A 16,209-nucleotide genomic window follows, 5' to 3' on the forward strand; every position below is an offset into this window, starting at 1 on the left:
GGTCGCAATCTCGCGCAGCACCCCGCTACCTCTGTGCGGCAGAATGTGAAAGCGAGCAGTTCAAAGGAGCACAATGGCGGCCGACGGCAACATCGACAATCTTCTGCACGAGACGCGCAGATTCGCGCCGAGCGAGCAGTTTCAGGCGAACGCGGTCGCGCACGCCGATCTCTACGACAGTGCAGCGAAAGATCTGCCAGCGTTCTGGGGCGATCAGTCGCGCGAACTGCTGCACTGGCACACTCCGTTCACCACAACCCTGAACTGGAGCAACCCGCCCTTCGCCCAGTGGTTCGAAGACGGCGAGCTGAACGTCGCCTACAACTGCCTCGATCGGCATGTCGAGGCCGGAAACGGCGATCGCATCGCCCTCAACTGGGAGGGCGAGCCCGGCGACAGCGCCACCTATACATACGCGCAATTGACTCAAGAAGTGAAGAAAGCGGCGAACGTGCTGCTCGGCCTCGGCGTCTCGCGCGGCGATCGTGTCGCCATCTATCTGCCGATGATTCCCGAGGCCGTCATCTCCATGCTCGCCGTCGCACGCATCGGCGCCGTTCACTCGGTCGTCTTCGGCGGGTTCAGCTCCGAGAGCCTTCGAGCACGCATCGACGATGCCGCCGCGAAGCTCGTCATCACGGCCGACGGTGGCTGGCGAAAGGGTAAGGTGTCCGCTCTCAAACCGGCCGTCGACGCATCACTCACAATCGGCGGAGAAGAGAATCCCTCCACAGTCGAGCATGTTCTCGTGGTCAGACGCGGAGAGAACGACATAGATTGGGCCGAAGGGCGCGACCTCTGGTGGCACGAGCAGATGGCCGCGGCCGACACCGAACACGAAGCACAGCCGTTCCCCGCGGAGACTCCCTTGTTCATCCTCTACACCAGCGGAACGACCGGCAAACCGAAAGGAATACTGCACACGAGCGGCGGCTACCTCACGCAGGTCGCCTTTACGCACAAGAACATCTTCGATCTGCACCCCGAAACCGACGTCTACTGGTCGACGGCCGACGTCGGCTGGATCACCGGCCACAGTTATGTCGTCTACGGCCCCCTCGCCAATGGCGCCACCCAGGTGATCTACGAAGGCACCCCCGACTCGCCGCATACGGGCCGGTGGTGGGAGATCATCCAGAAGTACGGCGTCAGCATTCTGTACGCGGCACCCACGGCGATCCGCACCTTCATGAAGCTCGGGCGGCACATTCCCGACCAGTACGACCTGACGAGCCTGCGTGTTCTCGGCTCGGTGGGCGAGCCGATCAACCCCGAGGCCTGGGTCTGGTACCGCGACGTCATCGGGGGCGGAACCACCCCAGTGGTCGACACGTGGTGGCAGACCGAGACCGGCGCAATCATGGTGTCGGCGTTGCCGGGCGTCACGACGCTCAAGCCGGGTTCGGCGCAGGTGCCTGTGCCGGGCATCCACATCGAGGTACTGGATGATCGGGGCACACCGGTGGGCAAGAACTCGGGCGGGCTGCTGGTCGTAGCCGAACCGTGGCCTTCGATGCTGCGGGGAATCTGGGGCGACCCCGATCGTTTCGTCGAGACGTACTGGAACACCTTTGCCGGTAAATACTTCGCCGGCGACGGGGCTCGCCTCGACCGTGACGGCGACATCTGGCTGCTCGGGCGGGTCGACGACGTGATGAACGTGTCGGGTCACCGGCTTTCGACGGCCGAGATCGAATCGTCGCTGGTGTCGCACCCGCGCGTGGCTGAGGCCGCCGTCGTAGGCGCAAGCGACGAAACGACGGGGCAGGCGGTGGTGGCGTTCGTCATCGTGCGCAGCGTCGAGCCCGACGACGACGACGCCGACGGCGACGGCGACGGGCAAGACGACAGCCACGCGGCGCGTGACAACGGCACAGAAGCCAGCGCGGCATCGGGTTCAGGCACGCCGCCCGAAGACGTCGACGCCCTCGCGCAAGAGCTGCGGGCGCACGTCGCCACGCAGATCGGCGCCATCGCGCGCCCGCGCCAGGTGTTCATCGTGGCCGAACTGCCGAAAACGCGCTCGGGCAAGATCATGCGCCGCCTGCTGCGCGACCTCGCAGAGGGCCGCGAGATCGGCGATACCACCACCCTCGCCGACACCCAAGTCATGACGGTCATCAGCGCCAGCGTCGGCTGAGGGCTCTTCCGCTACTCGAACGAGACGATCAACTCCACCTCGACGGGCGAATCCAGGGGCAGCACCGCAACGCCGACGGCCGAACGCGAGTGGATGCCCGCTGCCCCGAATACGTCGACCAGAAACTCCGAGGCGCCGTTGATGACACCCGGCTGGCCCGTGAAAGACGGGTCTGACGCGACGAATCCGGTCACCTTCACGACCTGCGTGACGCGGTCGAGCGATCCGATCACGCTCTGAATGGCCGCTAGCGCGTTGAGAGCGGCGATCTGCGCCATGCCCTTCGCGTCAGAAGGAGACACCAACGCATTCGCTGCCGAAACCCCAGCATCCGCCTCGACTCCGACCTTGCCCGTCTGCCCCAGCAAGCCGCCCACGAACGGCAGCTGCCCCGCGGTGAACACCAGATTTCCTGACACGACCGCGGGAACATACGCGCCCGCCGGCGCAGAGACCGCTGGAAGCGCGATGCCGAGCTCCGCGAGCCGTGCGGCGACCCCGCTCACTGGGCAGCCCCGTCGTTCCACGAGCCCGCCGCCGCGGCGGCCGAAGCGGCAGCGGCCGCCGGCTCGTCACCCAGCAATGGTCGCTTCAGGTAGGCAACGATTCCCCCCTCAGGGTTCGTCACGATCTGCACGAGTTCCCAGCCGTCCGCCCCCCAGTTGTTCAGAATCGCGGCGGTGTTGTGGATCATGAGCGGCGTCGTGAGGTACTCCCACTTAGCAGGTGTTGCTGGCAACAACTTCTCCTTTGGCTTTTTTTCAGCTTTGTAAATTATGCTCGACCTTATGTCTGCCCCCCAACGTAAGGTTAGTGGCGCGGTCGGAGCCATCCTGGGGTTGGTGGGCATGAGCGTCATCGCCGGCGTCCTGGTCACCGCTATGGTCACTCCGGCCCTCGCCGTCACTGGCCTCGGTGCCAACAGCACCATCAGCGTATTCGAGAACCTGCCGAGTTACATCAAACCCGACGCGCTGAGTCAGACCTCGAGCGTCTACGGCAAGAACCAAGACGGCTCAGAGGTTCTGCTGGCCTCGTTCTTCGAGCAGAACCGCCAGACCGTGGGCTGGGACGACATCAGCCAGAACGTCAAAGACGCTCTGGTCGCCACAGAAGACCCGCGGTTCTACGTGCACGGCGGCATCGATGTTCAATCAACCACTCGCGCCCTGATCGGTAACTTCATCTCGGGCGATGTGCAGTCGGGCGCCTCCACCATCTCGCAGCAGTACGTCAAGAACATCCTCGTTCAGCGCGCCGAAGCCATCACCGACCCGGTTCAAGAGCAGGCGGCCTACGCCGAAGCGACGGCCACCACCTTCGACCGCAAGCTGAAAGAGATGAAGCTCGCCATCGGGCTCGAGAAGGAGTACAGCAAAGACGACATTCTGCTGGGCTACCTCAACATCTCGCTCTTCGGTGGGCGTGTCTACGGCATCCAAGCGGCGGCCGAGTACTACTTCGGCGTGAGTGCCAAAGATCTCACTCTGCCGCAGGCCGCCAGTCTCGTCGCCACGGTGAACGAACCAGAGGGTCTGCGCATCGACAACCCCGACAACATCGACGCCAACAAGGCCCGGCGCGACAAAGACGTTCTCGCCTCGATGCTCAAAGAGCACACCATCACGCAGCAGCAGTACGCCGACGCGGTCGCAACGCCCGTGACCCCGAACATCACGCAGCCCTCCACCGGCTGCCAGACCGCCGTCGACGGCGCCGGGTTCTTCTGCGACTACGTGAAGAAGATCATCGAGCAAGACACCACCTTCGGCGACACGGCGGATGCCCGTGAACACGCCCTCAACACCGGTGGCTACAAGATTCACACCACCCTCGACATGAACCTGCAGAAGTCTGCAGACGACACGGTGAAGTACTACATTCCGTACACCACCGATGTTCTCGACCTCGGCGCCGTTCTGGTCACCGTCGAGCCCGGCACCGGGCGTGTCACGAGCATGGCGCAGAACAAGAACTTCTCTGAAGACCCGGCAGCGCCGGCCGACTCGACCTCCATCAACTACTCGACCGACGTCGAGTACGGCGGGTCGACCGGATTCCAGGTCGGGTCGACGTACAAGCTCTTCACCCTCATCAACTGGCTGCAGACCGGCCACTCGCTGGGCGATATCGTCAACGGGGCCAACGGGCAGAAGTTCAATATGTCGAGCTTCCGCAACTGCGACGGCACCAGTGGAGGCACATACTCCCCACAGAACGACGCGGGTGAATCCGGCGGCCGGGCAACCGTGCTGAACCAGTTCGAAGAGTCGGTGAACAACGCGTTCATCGCCATGTCGCAGCAGCTCGATGCCTGCGACATCCGCGATGTCGCCAAGTCGCTCGGTGTGCACCGCGCCGACAACACGCCGCTGCAGACCAACATCACCGCGGTGCTCGGCACCAACGAGATCGCGCCGCTCACCATGGCCGCGGCCTACGCCGGCGTCATCAACAAGGGCATGTTCTGCTCGCCCATCGCTATCGACAGCATCACCGACGCCTCCGGGGCGGCAGTGGATGTTCCGAAGTCGACCTGCACGCAGGCCATCGACCCGAAGATCGCCGTCGCCGCTTCGTACGCGATGCAGGGCGTCATCCAGAACGGAACAGCGACCCCCGCGAACCCGCACGACGGCACTTCGCACGCAGGCAAGACCGGTACGACAGACAACGAAGAAAGCGTGTGGCTGGTCGGTGGTACGACCAAGCTCGTCACCGCATCCTGGACCGGAAACGTCACCGGGCACGTCTCGATCAGGCACAGCACCATCGACGGCCCCGGCAGCGGCGGCGTCGGGTCGGGCCTGTCTCGTCTGTACATGTGGCGCGACTTCTACGAGAACACGGCCGACGCGTACGGCGGAGACGACTTCGCGACGCCCGATCGTAACCTCACCAACGGCACGTCGGTGACAGTTCCCGACGTGTCGGGCCTGTCGATGGATTCCGCGCAGAACAGGCTCACGAACGCCGGGTTCAGCCCCGACGACGGTGGCGCGGTCGACTCCGACAAGCCGGCCGGGCAGGTGGCGCGAACCGATCCCCCGGGCGGCTCGAGCATCACCAAGGGCTCGAACGTGACGGTGTACACGAGCAACGGCAAGCTGACGAACCTGCCCGACACCACGGGCGATTCGGTGGGCAGCGCGACGTCGCAGCTGAAGGGCTTCACAGTGACGACACAGGTCAGCCCCGACCCCACGTGTAAACCCGATACGGTCGTCAGTCAGACGCCCGGCGCGGGGCTCGTGAATCCATCGTCGACGACCGTTAGCCTTGTCATATGCCCCAAGAAGTAGAAACCTGCGAGTGAGTCGGCGAACCGGCTCCCCCGCCGCAACCGACCCTGCACCCCTCGCCGGCACCGCGCTCGACGCAGCGCTCGACGCACTTGTGAAGACGGCCGTCACCGCGGCGGGTGTGACGGCCGCTGCCGGCGTGGGTGCCTTCGCCTGGGGCTCGCTCGTCGAGCGTCGGCTGTTCACCCTGCGCCGGGTCACTGCGCCAGTGCTGGCCAAGGGCGCCGACCCGATCAAGGTGCTGCACCTCTCGGACTTTCACCTCGCGCCCTGGCAAGAGCAGAAGCAGCGCTGGATCCGCCAGCTCGCGAACCTCAAGCCCGACCTCGTGGTCGACACCGGCGACAACCTCGGCCACGTCGACAGCTACGACGCACTCGCCTACGCCCTCGAACCGCTGCGGGGCATCCCGGGTGTCTTCGTGAACGGATCGAACGACTACTGGGCCCCCGGCTTCAAGAATCCGCTGAAGTACTTCTTGGGGCCGTCCCGCGCCCCGCGTGAGCCCGCCCGACTCGACCTCGAGCGCGAGCACGACATCTTCGCGTCGCTGGGCTGGCGTGACCTGAACAACAAAGCGGCGTCACTGGATGTTCGGGGAACCCACATCGAACTCTTCGGTGTCGACGACCCCCACCGCCGCTACGACCGGCTGGAACTCATCTCGGGGGCGCTCGACGACCTTCGCGAAGAAGAGTCCGACGACGACAACGCGAACGAGAACAACACGGTCTCCGACCGCAGCACCCTGACCATCGGGGTCGCCCATGCGCCCTACCAACGCGTTCTCAACTCGTTTGTGAACCACGGCGCGCAGGTCATCTTCGCGGGTCACACGCACGGCGGTCAGGTCTGCGTTCCCGGCTTCGGTGCCCTGGTGACGAACTGCGACATTCCACGCAAACAGGTCAAGGGTCTGAGCCTCTGGCGGCGCGGTCGCCGCGCGGCATACCTGAACGTGTCAGCGGGGCTCGGAACATCCATCTACGCCCCCGTGCGCTTCGCCTGCCTGCCCGAGGCGACCCTGCTCACCCTCACCCCGGCCCACTGACGCACGAATGGATGCCCGCGTACCGCGGCACTCGAAAGATCAGGTACTCTAGATAAGTTGTTCTGGCCGGGTCATTCCGGTTCGAATTTCGATCGGGGTATGGCGCAGCTTGGTAGCGCGCGTCGTTCGGGACGACGAGGTCGCAGGTTCAAATCCTGTTACCCCGACAAAATGAAAAAGGTCACCGCCAGGTGGCCTTTTTCTTGTTTGGCAGCGGAGTCTCAGCCGGCGACGAGGGTGCCGCCGAGCATCCCTCCGCTTTCTTCGAGGTAACACGCCCCACAGAGCGACTCGTACGTGACACTGTCGCCGTCGATCGCAACCTGGTCGCCGTCGAAGACGAAGCGCCCGTTCACCAGGCGCGAGTTGAAGATCGCCTTGCGCCCGCAACGGCAGATGGTCTTCAACTCTTCGAGGCTGTGCGCCACTTCGAGCAGTCGGGCGCTCCCGGGAAAGGCCTCGGTCAAGAAATCCGTACGAATGCCATACGCCAGCACCGGAACGTTGTCGACCAGCGCGATGCGCAACGCGTCGTCGACCTGAGCGCGTGTCAGAAACTGCGCCTCGTCGATGAGCAGGCAGCTCACCCCGCCGACCGCAGCGCGGCGCGTTTCGAACTCGTCACGCAGCGAAGCGCCCGCGTCGACGAGAAAGTCGACCTCACGTGTCACGCCGAGCCGCGACACGATCTGGTGATCGCCCCGCGTGTCGGTCGACGGCTTCGCGATCAGCACACGATGCCCGCGCTCCTCGTAGTTGTAGGCCGCCTGAAGCAGCGCCGTGCTCTTGCCGCTGTTCATCGCGCCGTACCGAAAGTAGAGTTTTGCCACCCGACAAGCCTAGGCCGCGGGCGCGCGCATTCGGCCCGACGGGGCGGCTCACAGGATGCCCGGGGCTGAACGCATAAGGTAGTGGCTGTGCATCGGCGATTTCTCTGGGCCGCCGGCCTGATCATCGCCGGCGGAGTCGCGCTCCGTGTGGCGCTGGCGCTCTCACCGGGCTTCGTGGTCGACTCCGATCGTGCCATCGTGTACCTCATGGCCGTGCACGCTTCGCACGGAGACCTCACCGTTGTGTATTGGGGCCAGCAGTACGGCGGATCCCTTCTCTCCCTCGTCTCCGGTGCCGTGATGGCGGTCGTGGGCGAGAGCCCGTACGTCGTCTACGGCGTGGTGCTGGCGATGATGGCGGCGAGCGCCCTGCTGCTGTGCCGCCTGACCCGACTGGCGCTCGGGCGGGTCACGGCCCTCGTTGCGACGGCGCTGTTCATGTTTCCCGGCACGTTTCTCACCCGCCAGACGCTCGACGACGGCGGCTTCTATATGAGCACCGTGCTCTTCGCACTGCTTGCCATTTGGTTCGCGGTCGATCATCCGCTGCGGGCACCCCGGTGGCGGATGCTCGGCGTCGGTTTGAGCGTGGGCATCGCGCTCTGGTGCTCACCGATGGGTTTCGCGCTGGCGGCGCCCGCGCTCGGCGTGGCTCTGTATCGGCGCCGACGGATTTCGACCGCGCTGCTCATGCTGCCCGGGCTGGCGCTGGGTGCTGCCGCTTTCGCCGCGGGCGAGCTGCAGTTTCGGGCCGCAGGCAGCGGCTGGGCGCAGCAGGTGACGCTCTTCGATGGCGCGGTCGAGCGTGCTCATCAGTTGTTCTTCGGCCTGATTCCCGCCGGCCTGCCGTTCGGAATCGGGTCGCTTCGCGCGGTCGTCGCCCTAGTGGTGCTCGCGCTCATCGTGGTGCTGCTGATCGGGGCGTTCCGTGACAAGAGCGGCATAACGTTCGCGTTCGCGGCCGGGGTTGTGCTGCTCACCGTGGTTCTTGTGCTGTCGGGAACGACCCTCATCGACGCGGCGGCGCGGTACGTCGAGTTCTACTTGCCGGCGCTGGCCTTCGCCGCGGCCGCGGTCATTGTGCGTGTCTCGGCCGGGGTGGCAGTGCTTGCGGGCCGGGGCCGGGCGGGTTCGAGAGACGGCGAGGAGGGCGCGGGCGACGACACGGTCGGTGAGCACGCCGATGCGAGCGAGAGCGACGGGACGGCCGGCGCGGTCACTGGCGCGGGCGTCGGCACGGTTGGCGCGGCCGCAGGCCCGGGCGTCGGTGCTGCGCGTGAGAGCGCTGGCCCGGGCGACCACGGAAGCGACGGCACTCCCGGTGTGAGCGTGCCTGCGCCTGTTCCTGCGCCGCGTCCGACACCCCGTCGCCCGGCACGAGTACTTCTGGGCGCGCTCGCCACCGTGACCGTGGTCGCAGCGATCGTCATCTCCGTGCGCGGAACCTACCTCATCGGCTCGGGCACGACCCAGACCGGCGGCAGCCGAGGCACCATCGCCGCAGCAGACACCCCCTCGGCCGCCGCCGTACCGGTTGCCGGCCTGCGGCTTTTCGGGGGCGACGCGATCGCCGTCGACAACCTCCTCGAGGCCCGCGGAATCAGTGCCGTGTGGGCCGCGTACTGGATCTCCTACCGGCTCGCCGCCGCCAGTGGCGAGCGGGTCGTCGCGGCCGACATCGAGCTGCGTCGCTACGCCCCTTACGTGCAGCGTGCCAGCGCCGTCGACCCGGCCGCGGTGGTCGAGCCCACGGGCAGCGGCGCGGAGCAGGCCCTGAGCGCCTCAACCGATCTGCCGTACGCCGAACGCGAGACGGTCGCGGGTATGACCGTGTTCATCTACGATCATCCGGTGACCGCCGAACGGCTGGGCCGCGTCATCGGCATGGCCTGAGCCTTCGGCCGGCGCCGCAACTCAGAACAGCGAGACCTCGGCCGGCGCCGCCGCTCAGAAAAGCGTGGCTTCGGTCGCCGCCGCCGCCCGAATCGACGTCACCTCGGCCGGCGCAACCGCCGAGAACAGCGTCGCCTTCGGCGGGGCGCCGGGGCTCAGAACAGCGTGGCTTCGCCGGCCTCGGGATGCCCGCGCCCCCGCTCGCGCGCCAGCTCGGCCTCCCGGGCGGCACGCGCCGTGCCGGTGCCCGCTCTCGGGCCGGCCCGCGGCGCAGTATTGGGCCAGGCTTCAGGCCCGACCTCTGCCGCGATGCCGAAGTCGAACGGCGGCGTCGAGAATCGCGGGGAGCCACCCCCGCCACCGCGCCCCGCAGCGGCTCCTATCCCGGCAGTTCCCGGCCCCGTAGCTCCCGATCCGGTAGCGCCCGACTCAGCAGCTCCTGCCCCGGCCGCTCCGAGGCCCGCCGACAGCGCCGTCGACCGCACGCCACCCGTCACCGGGTCTTCTTGGCCCCGCGTGAGCCCGTGCCGCGCGATCAGCGGCCTGATGCGCGCGGCCAGCCACTTTCGGTACTCCTTCGGCGCATACGAGGTCGCCCCGAAGTACATCTTTCGGTACGACTCCACGAGCTCCGGATGCTCGCGCGCCAGCCATTGCATGAACCACGGTTTGACGCCCGGTCGAAGGTGCAACGCCGTGTAGAGAACGCTCGTCGCTCCCGCCGCTTTGATCTGCGCCAGCGCGGAGTCGAGGTGCGTCGTGGTGTCGGTGAGGTACGGCAATATCGGCATCATGAAGACGGAGCAGTCGAGCCCGGCATCCCGAACCGCACTCACCGTCGCAAGCCGCGCCTTCGCCGTGGGCGTGCCCGGCTCGACCGACTGCTGCAGTTCGTCGTCGTACACCGCGATCGACATCGCCAGGTCGACCGGAACCGCCCGTGCCGCCTCGGCCAGCAACGGCAGGTCGCGGCGCAGCAGGGTTCCCTTGGTGAGAATCGAGAACGGCGTGCCCGAGCCGGCGAGCGCTTCGATGATTCCGGGCATCAGCTTGTACCGCCCCTCGGCTCGCTGATAGGGGTCGGTGTTGGTGCCGAGCGCCACCGCATTGCCACCCCACGAGGGCTTTTTCAGCTCACGCGCCAACACTTCGGCGACATTGACTTTCACGATGATCTGGCTGTCGAAGTCGTGCCCCGAATCGAGATCGAGATAGGTATGAGTGGGGCGCGCGAAGCAGTAGGTGCAGGCATGACTGCAGCCGCGATAGGGGTTTATCGTGTAGCCGAAGGGCATCATGCTCTGGCCCGGCACCTTGTTCAGCGCCGACTTGGCCAGCACCTCGTGAAAAGTGATTCCGGCGAACTCAGGCGTCTGCACGCTGCGCACCAGATTGTTCAGGCGCGCGAGCCCGGGCAGCGCGCTGTCGCTCTCGACTCCGAGTTCTTGCCCGCTCCACCGCATACCGACATTCGAACATACATTCGAACCTCCGTCAATGCCGCCGCGCCCGCCGCACGCCCTCGCCCCGCCGCGCCCGTCACAATCGTGCCGCGCGCGCACTTCGGCGCATCCGCCACCGCTCGAGCAGCCGCGGATGCTCCCAAGTGTGCGCGGCCGCCCGATCGAGTTTCGCGCGGAGCCCCCGCCGACATGGCCGGCGTGGCCGCATGCCGCCGCACACCAAGCCGTGGTGGCACCGCACCAATAGACACCGGGGTGGCGGCGCGCCACGCCCGATCAGCCAAACGCGGCTACGGCACCCCCTCTGCACCGCCCTAAGGGCTCGGCGGAACGCGGCGAAGGCACACCTACACACCTTGCCGCCGAGCGATATCGACGGAACACGGCGACCGCGCTCGTCGCGTTCCGTGTCAGTAGCGGCCCAATCGTGGGAACGACCATCCAGTCGCAATGCGCGCCGCAGCGGCGGCGGCGCGCCAGCAAGCACAGGGGCGGCGGCGTTCAAACAAATGCAGTACGCACCAAGCGCTCCCCGCGATGAGGGGTGTCGACCGCGGGAAGCGCTTGGTAACTAGGTGCGTCGGGTGGGCTCCATCGCAGTTAGAGCCCAGATTCCCGACACAGTGGTTGTTCGGAGGCCCTGCGGAATCGGATTGGAGACTTTTCCGAAATTCTTTCGAGCCCCCGACGCCGGGCCCCGACGGCCCCGGCGGCCCCGAAACCGGGTTGCTACAGTTCCGCCGAATCGTCCGGCCCCGAATCACCGCCGGGCGCATCCCCCACGACGCGCGAACGCCGCGACAGAACGAGAATCAGAACCACACCGACGATCGCCAGCACCACGATGCCGCCCGCGACGCCGAGAATCAGCCCCGCGTTGATGCCGCTTCCCGACGCGTCGGCGGTTCCGGCCGCCGGCAGCGCCGCGACCGAGGTCGACGAGCCGCCGCTTCCGCACGCCGGACCGCTCGCGCTGCCCGCACTCGCCGCCGTACCCGCGACAGGCGCGTACGTGAAATCGATGGCATTCGAAACCGGATGCCCGTCAGACGACACGATCTGCCAACTCACTTGGTACTTTCCGGGTGCACCCAGCGCCACGGGAGCGCTCACGGTACGCCCCAGGATGGTCGGGCATCCGGTCTCGAAGTGAGTGGATGCGCCGTCTGGCCCCGTCACCTCGACCACCGACGACGCCCCGTCGCCCGACAGGTCGAGCACAAGGTCGTTGAACGTCAGCGACACCGTGCTGAGCGGGGTCGTCACCGTGGAATTGAGGGCCGGAGTGCTGTCGACCAGAAAGTCGTGCGCACTCGCGCTCGTCACCGGAACCAGCGCGAGCCCCGCCGCCACGACTGCCGCGAACGCGGCGGCGAGGAGCTTGGTGCGGCGCCTACTCATCGGCGGGGCCCTTCGGATCGTCGGGTTGCGCCGCCGCGCTGCCGCTCCGAGGGGTGGCGGGAGGCGCCGGGGAAGCCGGGATGACCGGTGCCGCTGCGACCGGCGCCGTAGCGCGTTGGCGCGAGCGGGTCAGCGCGAGCACCGCGACGATCAGCGCGATCGCACCGAGTGCGAGCCCGCCGATGCCCACACCGATCGCCACGGCGTCAGCCGAGCTCGTTGCCGCCGACGCGGTCGTGGTCGAACCCTGCGAGGCGACCTCGCCCGAACTGGAACCCGAACCGGAACCGGATCCCGACCCCGACCCCGACCCCGCGACATCCGTCGCCACCGGCCCCGCCGTCACACCCGCAGACCCCGTGCTGCCGGGAACCGAAATAGCCTCGGCGGGCGGCGCATCGTTGATGTACAGCGTCGGAGCCGGATTCTCCGGCTCCACCCCCGATGCCGGCGTCGGGTCGACCCAGTCGGCCACCGTGCCGTCGGAATAGGTCTGGTGCACCGGGAACATCACGCTTCCCGTGTCGGGAACCGGCCCGGCCGACAGCACGAACTGCTGAAACTGCCCGGGCGCGATTCCGCCACCGGCATCAGCGGTGTAGGTGATCTGCGTGGGCGCCTCGGTGATCGTGCCATCGTCGGTCGTCACGGGCGTGGCGAGAGTCGATGTGACGACGTTGGTCGTCCATCCGGCGACCGGCTGATAGCTCACACTGCCGAACGGAGTATCAGTCGGAAGGTCGATCTCGATCTTCACGGTGCTCGCGGTTGCCGACTCGGTGGGCACCTTGAACGTGAGCGTTGCATAGCTGCCGGCGGCCGCCTGGTTGGGGCTCACCGGAACGTGCGCACTCGCCGCCAGCGGCGCAGCGGCAGCCAGGGCGAGTGCAAGTGTTGCTGTTGTGACCGCGCGCGCGATCGTTTTCTTCTGCATGGTTACAACTTTCGTCTCTCGACCGTGCGATCGACATTTCGCTCCGTGGCCTTTCGGCTCACCGGCGCTGACTCTCTGAACGAGCGCGGGCACCCGCGATCGGCCGTCGACGGTCGGCAATTGAACAGTTCTAGGGCTGTGCGAACTGCCAGACGGGCGGGCCACGATGCCGCAGCCTGCCGATGAGCACCTCGAGGGCGCGCGGATGATCGGGGTCAGTGCGCGCAGCATGCGCCACTTCGACGTGGGGCACCCCGAGCGGTTCGACGAACGGAAGCTGAACCAGGCGCCGAACCTGCAGACGCGCGCTTTCGAGGGCTGCCGCGGCAGCCGCTCCCCCGCGGTGCAGCGCGGCCACGGTGACGGCGGCGGCCGCCACGTGGGCGACCCACATCCAGCCGCAGAACAGTGTCGCGACGAGTGCCCACGGGTCGACGACGGTCGAAGCCGCCGTCGCGGTCTGCACCGTCGCCCCTGCGACGGCGTGCGCCGCGGCGTTATCGGCGGTCAGCGAGAGGAGCGAGGTGCCGTGCGACATACCCGCCGCACCCATACCCGACATGCCGCTCATTCCCGACATGCTCTGCAGAGCATCCGCTGCCCCGGAGCCGCCACCCGACGCCCCGGCCGCCGTGACCGATGACCCTCCGCCCGCGCCGATGGAGAACAGCAGGTGAAAGGCGAGCTGGCTGAACCCCACCGCGAGGCTGAGTCTCACGAGCGAAAGAGTCTTGCCTGCCAAAGCGACACAGACGACAGCCGAAAACGCGAGCGCCAGCACCACCCCGATACCGCCCGGCGCCTCACCGCCGCCGAGTGCGTGCGAAAGCGCAGCAACGAACACCGCCACGCCGGCGGCCGTGAGCCCGCGCAGCGTACGTGCCGCCCTGCTGCTCATTCCGCTCCCGCCGCTTCTGCCGTCACTGCCGACCCTGCCGTCACCGTCTCGTGCCCCTTCAGTCTACTTTCGGAGGCCGCGAGCTCCTTGCGCTAAACCCCGAACCGCCGACCCGCCTACCCGCCTGCCCCCCGAGTGAGCCGCAGCCGCGTCTTTGCAGGGTTCCGCCGCCCACATGAGGTACTCTCGCCCCTTGTGTACGACTCCCTGCTCGCGCTCAACATCGTGCGCGGCCCGCTGATCATCACGTTCGGCGTGCTCAGCCTCGCGGCGGGCATCTTCCTCATCGCCCGTCGCCCCACCCGCCGCTGGATCATCACCGCCGCCGCAGGCCTCGTCGGCGGCGCAGCGGCCGGGGCTCTCACCCTCTACATCACGGTCACGGTGCTCGACCTGTTCGGAACGCGGCTTTCTCCGCTCGTCGATGCCACGGTCATCCTGACGTTCGCCGCCGTCGGCCTCGCCATCGTCAACCTCTGGCGCTCACGCTGGTGGCGCAAGGTGATCGCAGTCGCGGCCATGGCCACCCTTCTGATCGCCGGAACCCTCGGTGTCAACGCCATCTTCGGCCTCAACAAGACGGTCGCCGCCTTCTTCGGCGTGACAAACGAAAAGCCGCTGGCCCTTCCCCTGCCCACCGACGCGGCCGGCCAGCCCGTCGATGCCAATGGCACTCCGGTGCCCGTGGACCCCGCCTCGGGCCTTCCCCGCACCGGCGAAGTCGGCACCGTGAGCATCCCGCACGACGTCTCAGGATTCATCGCCCGCACCGCCCTCGCCTACGTGCCCCCGGCGGGACTGGTGGCGAATCCGCCCGCACTGCCGGTGATCATCCAGTTGAACGGCCAGCCCGGCAGCCCCGGACTCGACGACCCCAAAACCCTGCTCGATGCCCGCGCCGCCACGAACCACGGGCTCGCCCCCATCGTGGTCAACCCCGACCAGCTCGGCGACGACAGCCGCGACCCGCTCTGCCTCGACACGCACCGCGGCAACGTCGAGACCTACATCATGAAAGACGTGGTGCCGTGGGTCAAGGCACACTTTCATGTGCTGCAAGACCCCCGCGACTGGACCATCGTGGGCTTCTCCAACGGAGGCATGTGCGCCGCCTACTTCGGAGCCAAATACCCGGGCACCTTCGGCAACTTCGTCGACATCTCGGGCGACGAATACCAGGGCGTCGACTCCGCCCCGACCCTCGACTCGGTGTTCGGCGGCGACGAAGCCGCCTACAAAGCGGTCTGGCCCGTCAACGTGATGGACGCCAACGCTCCCTACGCCGACTCCAGCGCCGTCTTCGCCGTCGGGGCGATGGATGACCAGGCCATCCCCGGAGTGAAGAAGAACTTCGACGCGGCCGTCGCCGCGGGCATCCACTCGACCTACACCGAAATCGCCGGCAGCGGCCACGACGGCACCGCCCTCGACGGCGGCCTGAGCGCCGGCTACACCCTCGTCTTCGCGCGCGCCGGATGGGGCTAGCCCCTCCCCCTCCCTCCCTCCCCCTCCCTCCCATCGCGGACTCGACTTTGCGAAAAAGCCCCCAAGAACCGCCGGATGCAGCCATTTTCGCAAAGTCGATAGGCGTTACACCCCGCGCTCCCAGTCGAGCGGATACTCGTACGGCCACCGCAGATCCGTCGCGCGTCTACCGCATCACCGACGAGGGCACCGAAACCGCTCACCGCTGGCTGCGCGAAATGCTTGCCAACGACTCCCCCGAGTATCCGCGCTTCGTCGCCGCCCTGTCGATGCTCGCTCTGCTCTCACCGACGGATGCCCGTTCCGCCCTCGAGCAGCGTCGCACCCAGCTCGACGCCGAGCTCTACCGCATCACCGGTTCGCTCGCCGATGCCGCCGCCATGGGCCTGCCCCGGCTCTTCATTCTCGAGGACGACTACCGCGTCGCCCTGCTCCGGGCGCAGATCGCCTGGCTCACCGCCCAGCTCGCCGACCTCGACTCAGGCGCGCTCACCTGGTCGGCCGAATGGATCGCCGAGATCGCCGCCCGCTTCGAGCCGCCGCACGCCTGATCCGCGGGCGTCGGCACCCGGCATCCTCGCCCCCTCCGCGCAGAAGCACCCAAAACCGCCCCCAGAGGTGCTTCTGCGCAAAGTGGGCAGCGCGGGAGGGTCACGCACACGTGGCGCACCCACGATTGCCGAGCTACGAGTTCATGCGGGTGCAGCGATCTGCAACCCGCACTTTTTCGCTGCTCGATGAGCCCCGCGGCCGGCGGCAGCGGCACGGCTGCAACCCACAGCGGCGGCCCACGGGCGCCCCCGCCCCGCAAC

At 67.3% G+C, this 16,209-nt stretch carries 12 protein-coding genes, 1 tRNA gene and 1 pseudogene; 7 read left to right on the plus strand and 7 right to left on the minus strand.

What is annotated here, in order from left to right; all coding sequences use genetic code 11:
* Nucleotides 1–73: 73 nt before the first annotated feature.
* Nucleotides 74–2,140 (plus strand): acetate--CoA ligase, encoded by a 2,067-nt coding sequence (gene acs, locus LQ955_RS12285; RefSeq protein WP_231024819.1) that lies wholly within the window; start codon nt 74–76, stop codon nt 2,138–2,140.
* An 11-nt stretch (nt 2,141–2,151) separates the two neighbouring features.
* On the opposite strand, the gene LQ955_RS12290 is transcribed toward acs, so the two are convergent.
* Together LQ955_RS12290 and LQ955_RS12295 are read right to left on the minus strand one after the other, a co-directional pair.
* Nucleotides 2,152–2,646 (minus strand): RidA family protein, encoded by a 495-nt coding sequence (locus tag LQ955_RS12290; protein ID WP_231024820.1) that lies wholly within the window; start codon nt 2,644–2,646, stop codon nt 2,152–2,154.
* Nucleotides 2,643–2,879: a hypothetical protein gene (locus LQ955_RS12295; protein WP_390623381.1), complete on the minus strand. Its 237-nt coding sequence runs from the start codon at nt 2,877–2,879 to the stop codon at nt 2,643–2,645. The genes LQ955_RS12290 and LQ955_RS12295 overlap by 4 nt, the downstream gene beginning before the upstream one ends.
* Before the next feature lie 49 nt (nt 2,880–2,928).
* Here LQ955_RS12295 and LQ955_RS12300 point away from each other — a divergent pair, with 49 nt between their 5' ends.
* From LQ955_RS12300 to LQ955_RS12310, 3 genes are all read left to right on the plus strand, one after another.
* The gene (locus tag LQ955_RS12300) at nt 2,929–5,442 is read left to right on the plus strand and encodes a transglycosylase domain-containing protein (RefSeq protein WP_231024821.1); all 2,514 of its coding nucleotides are present in this window, start codon (nt 2,929–2,931) and stop codon (nt 5,440–5,442) included.
* Between the two features lie 94 nt (nt 5,443–5,536).
* Nucleotides 5,537–6,493, plus strand: a complete 957-nt coding sequence (locus LQ955_RS12305; protein ID WP_231028131.1) for a metallophosphoesterase — start codon at nt 5,537–5,539, stop codon at nt 6,491–6,493.
* Between the two features lie 93 nt (nt 6,494–6,586).
* A tRNA-Pro gene (locus LQ955_RS12310) sits at nt 6,587–6,660 on the plus strand.
* Between the two features lie 54 nt (nt 6,661–6,714).
* Here the strand turns inward: LQ955_RS12310 and LQ955_RS12315 are convergent.
* Nucleotides 6,715–7,323, minus strand: coding sequence for a thymidine kinase (locus tag LQ955_RS12315; protein WP_231024822.1), 609 nt, complete (start codon nt 7,321–7,323; stop codon nt 6,715–6,717).
* 87 nt (nt 7,324–7,410) lie between these two features.
* On the opposite strand from LQ955_RS12315, the gene LQ955_RS12320 reads away from it, so the two are divergent.
* Complete coding sequence (locus LQ955_RS12320; RefSeq protein WP_231024823.1) at nt 7,411–9,216, plus strand: glycosyltransferase family protein; 1,806 nt, start codon at nt 7,411–7,413, stop codon at nt 9,214–9,216.
* A 353-nt stretch (nt 9,217–9,569) separates the two neighbouring features.
* Here the strand turns inward: LQ955_RS12320 and LQ955_RS12325 are convergent.
* The 4 genes and pseudogenes from LQ955_RS12325 to LQ955_RS12340 all read right to left on the minus strand — a co-directional run.
* A pseudogene (locus LQ955_RS12325) lies at nt 9,570–10,679 on the minus strand (Rv2578c family radical SAM protein); the annotation flags it as partial.
* 729 nt (nt 10,680–11,408) lie between these two features.
* Nucleotides 11,409–12,080, minus strand: coding sequence for a copper resistance CopC family protein (locus LQ955_RS12330; protein WP_231024824.1), 672 nt, complete (start codon nt 12,078–12,080; stop codon nt 11,409–11,411).
* A complete protein-coding gene (locus tag LQ955_RS12335; RefSeq protein WP_231024825.1) occupies nt 12,073–13,014 on the minus strand; it encodes a YcnI family copper-binding membrane protein in 942 nt (313 codons plus the stop codon). The genes LQ955_RS12330 and LQ955_RS12335 overlap by 8 nt, the downstream gene beginning before the upstream one ends.
* A gap of 130 nt (nt 13,015–13,144) precedes the next feature.
* Nucleotides 13,145–13,912: a hypothetical protein gene (locus LQ955_RS12340; RefSeq protein ID WP_231024826.1), complete on the minus strand. Its 768-nt coding sequence runs from the start codon at nt 13,910–13,912 to the stop codon at nt 13,145–13,147.
* A 195-nt stretch (nt 13,913–14,107) separates the two neighbouring features.
* Here LQ955_RS12340 and LQ955_RS12345 point away from each other — a divergent pair, with 195 nt between their 5' ends.
* Together LQ955_RS12345 and LQ955_RS12350 are read left to right on the plus strand one after the other, a co-directional pair.
* Nucleotides 14,108–15,397 carry an alpha/beta hydrolase gene (locus LQ955_RS12345; RefSeq protein ID WP_231024827.1) on the plus strand — a complete coding sequence of 430 codons (1,290 nt, stop codon included), beginning with the start codon at nt 14,108–14,110 and terminating at the stop codon, nt 15,395–15,397.
* A 218-nt stretch (nt 15,398–15,615) separates the two neighbouring features.
* Nucleotides 15,616–15,948 (plus strand): hypothetical protein, encoded by a 333-nt coding sequence (locus tag LQ955_RS12350; protein WP_231024828.1) that lies wholly within the window; start codon nt 15,616–15,618, stop codon nt 15,946–15,948.
* Nucleotides 15,949–16,209: the final 261 nt, after the last annotated feature.

Source organism: Subtercola endophyticus (assembly GCF_021044565.1).
GTDB classification, from domain to species: Bacteria; Actinomycetota; Actinomycetes; order Actinomycetales; family Microbacteriaceae; genus Subtercola; species Subtercola endophyticus.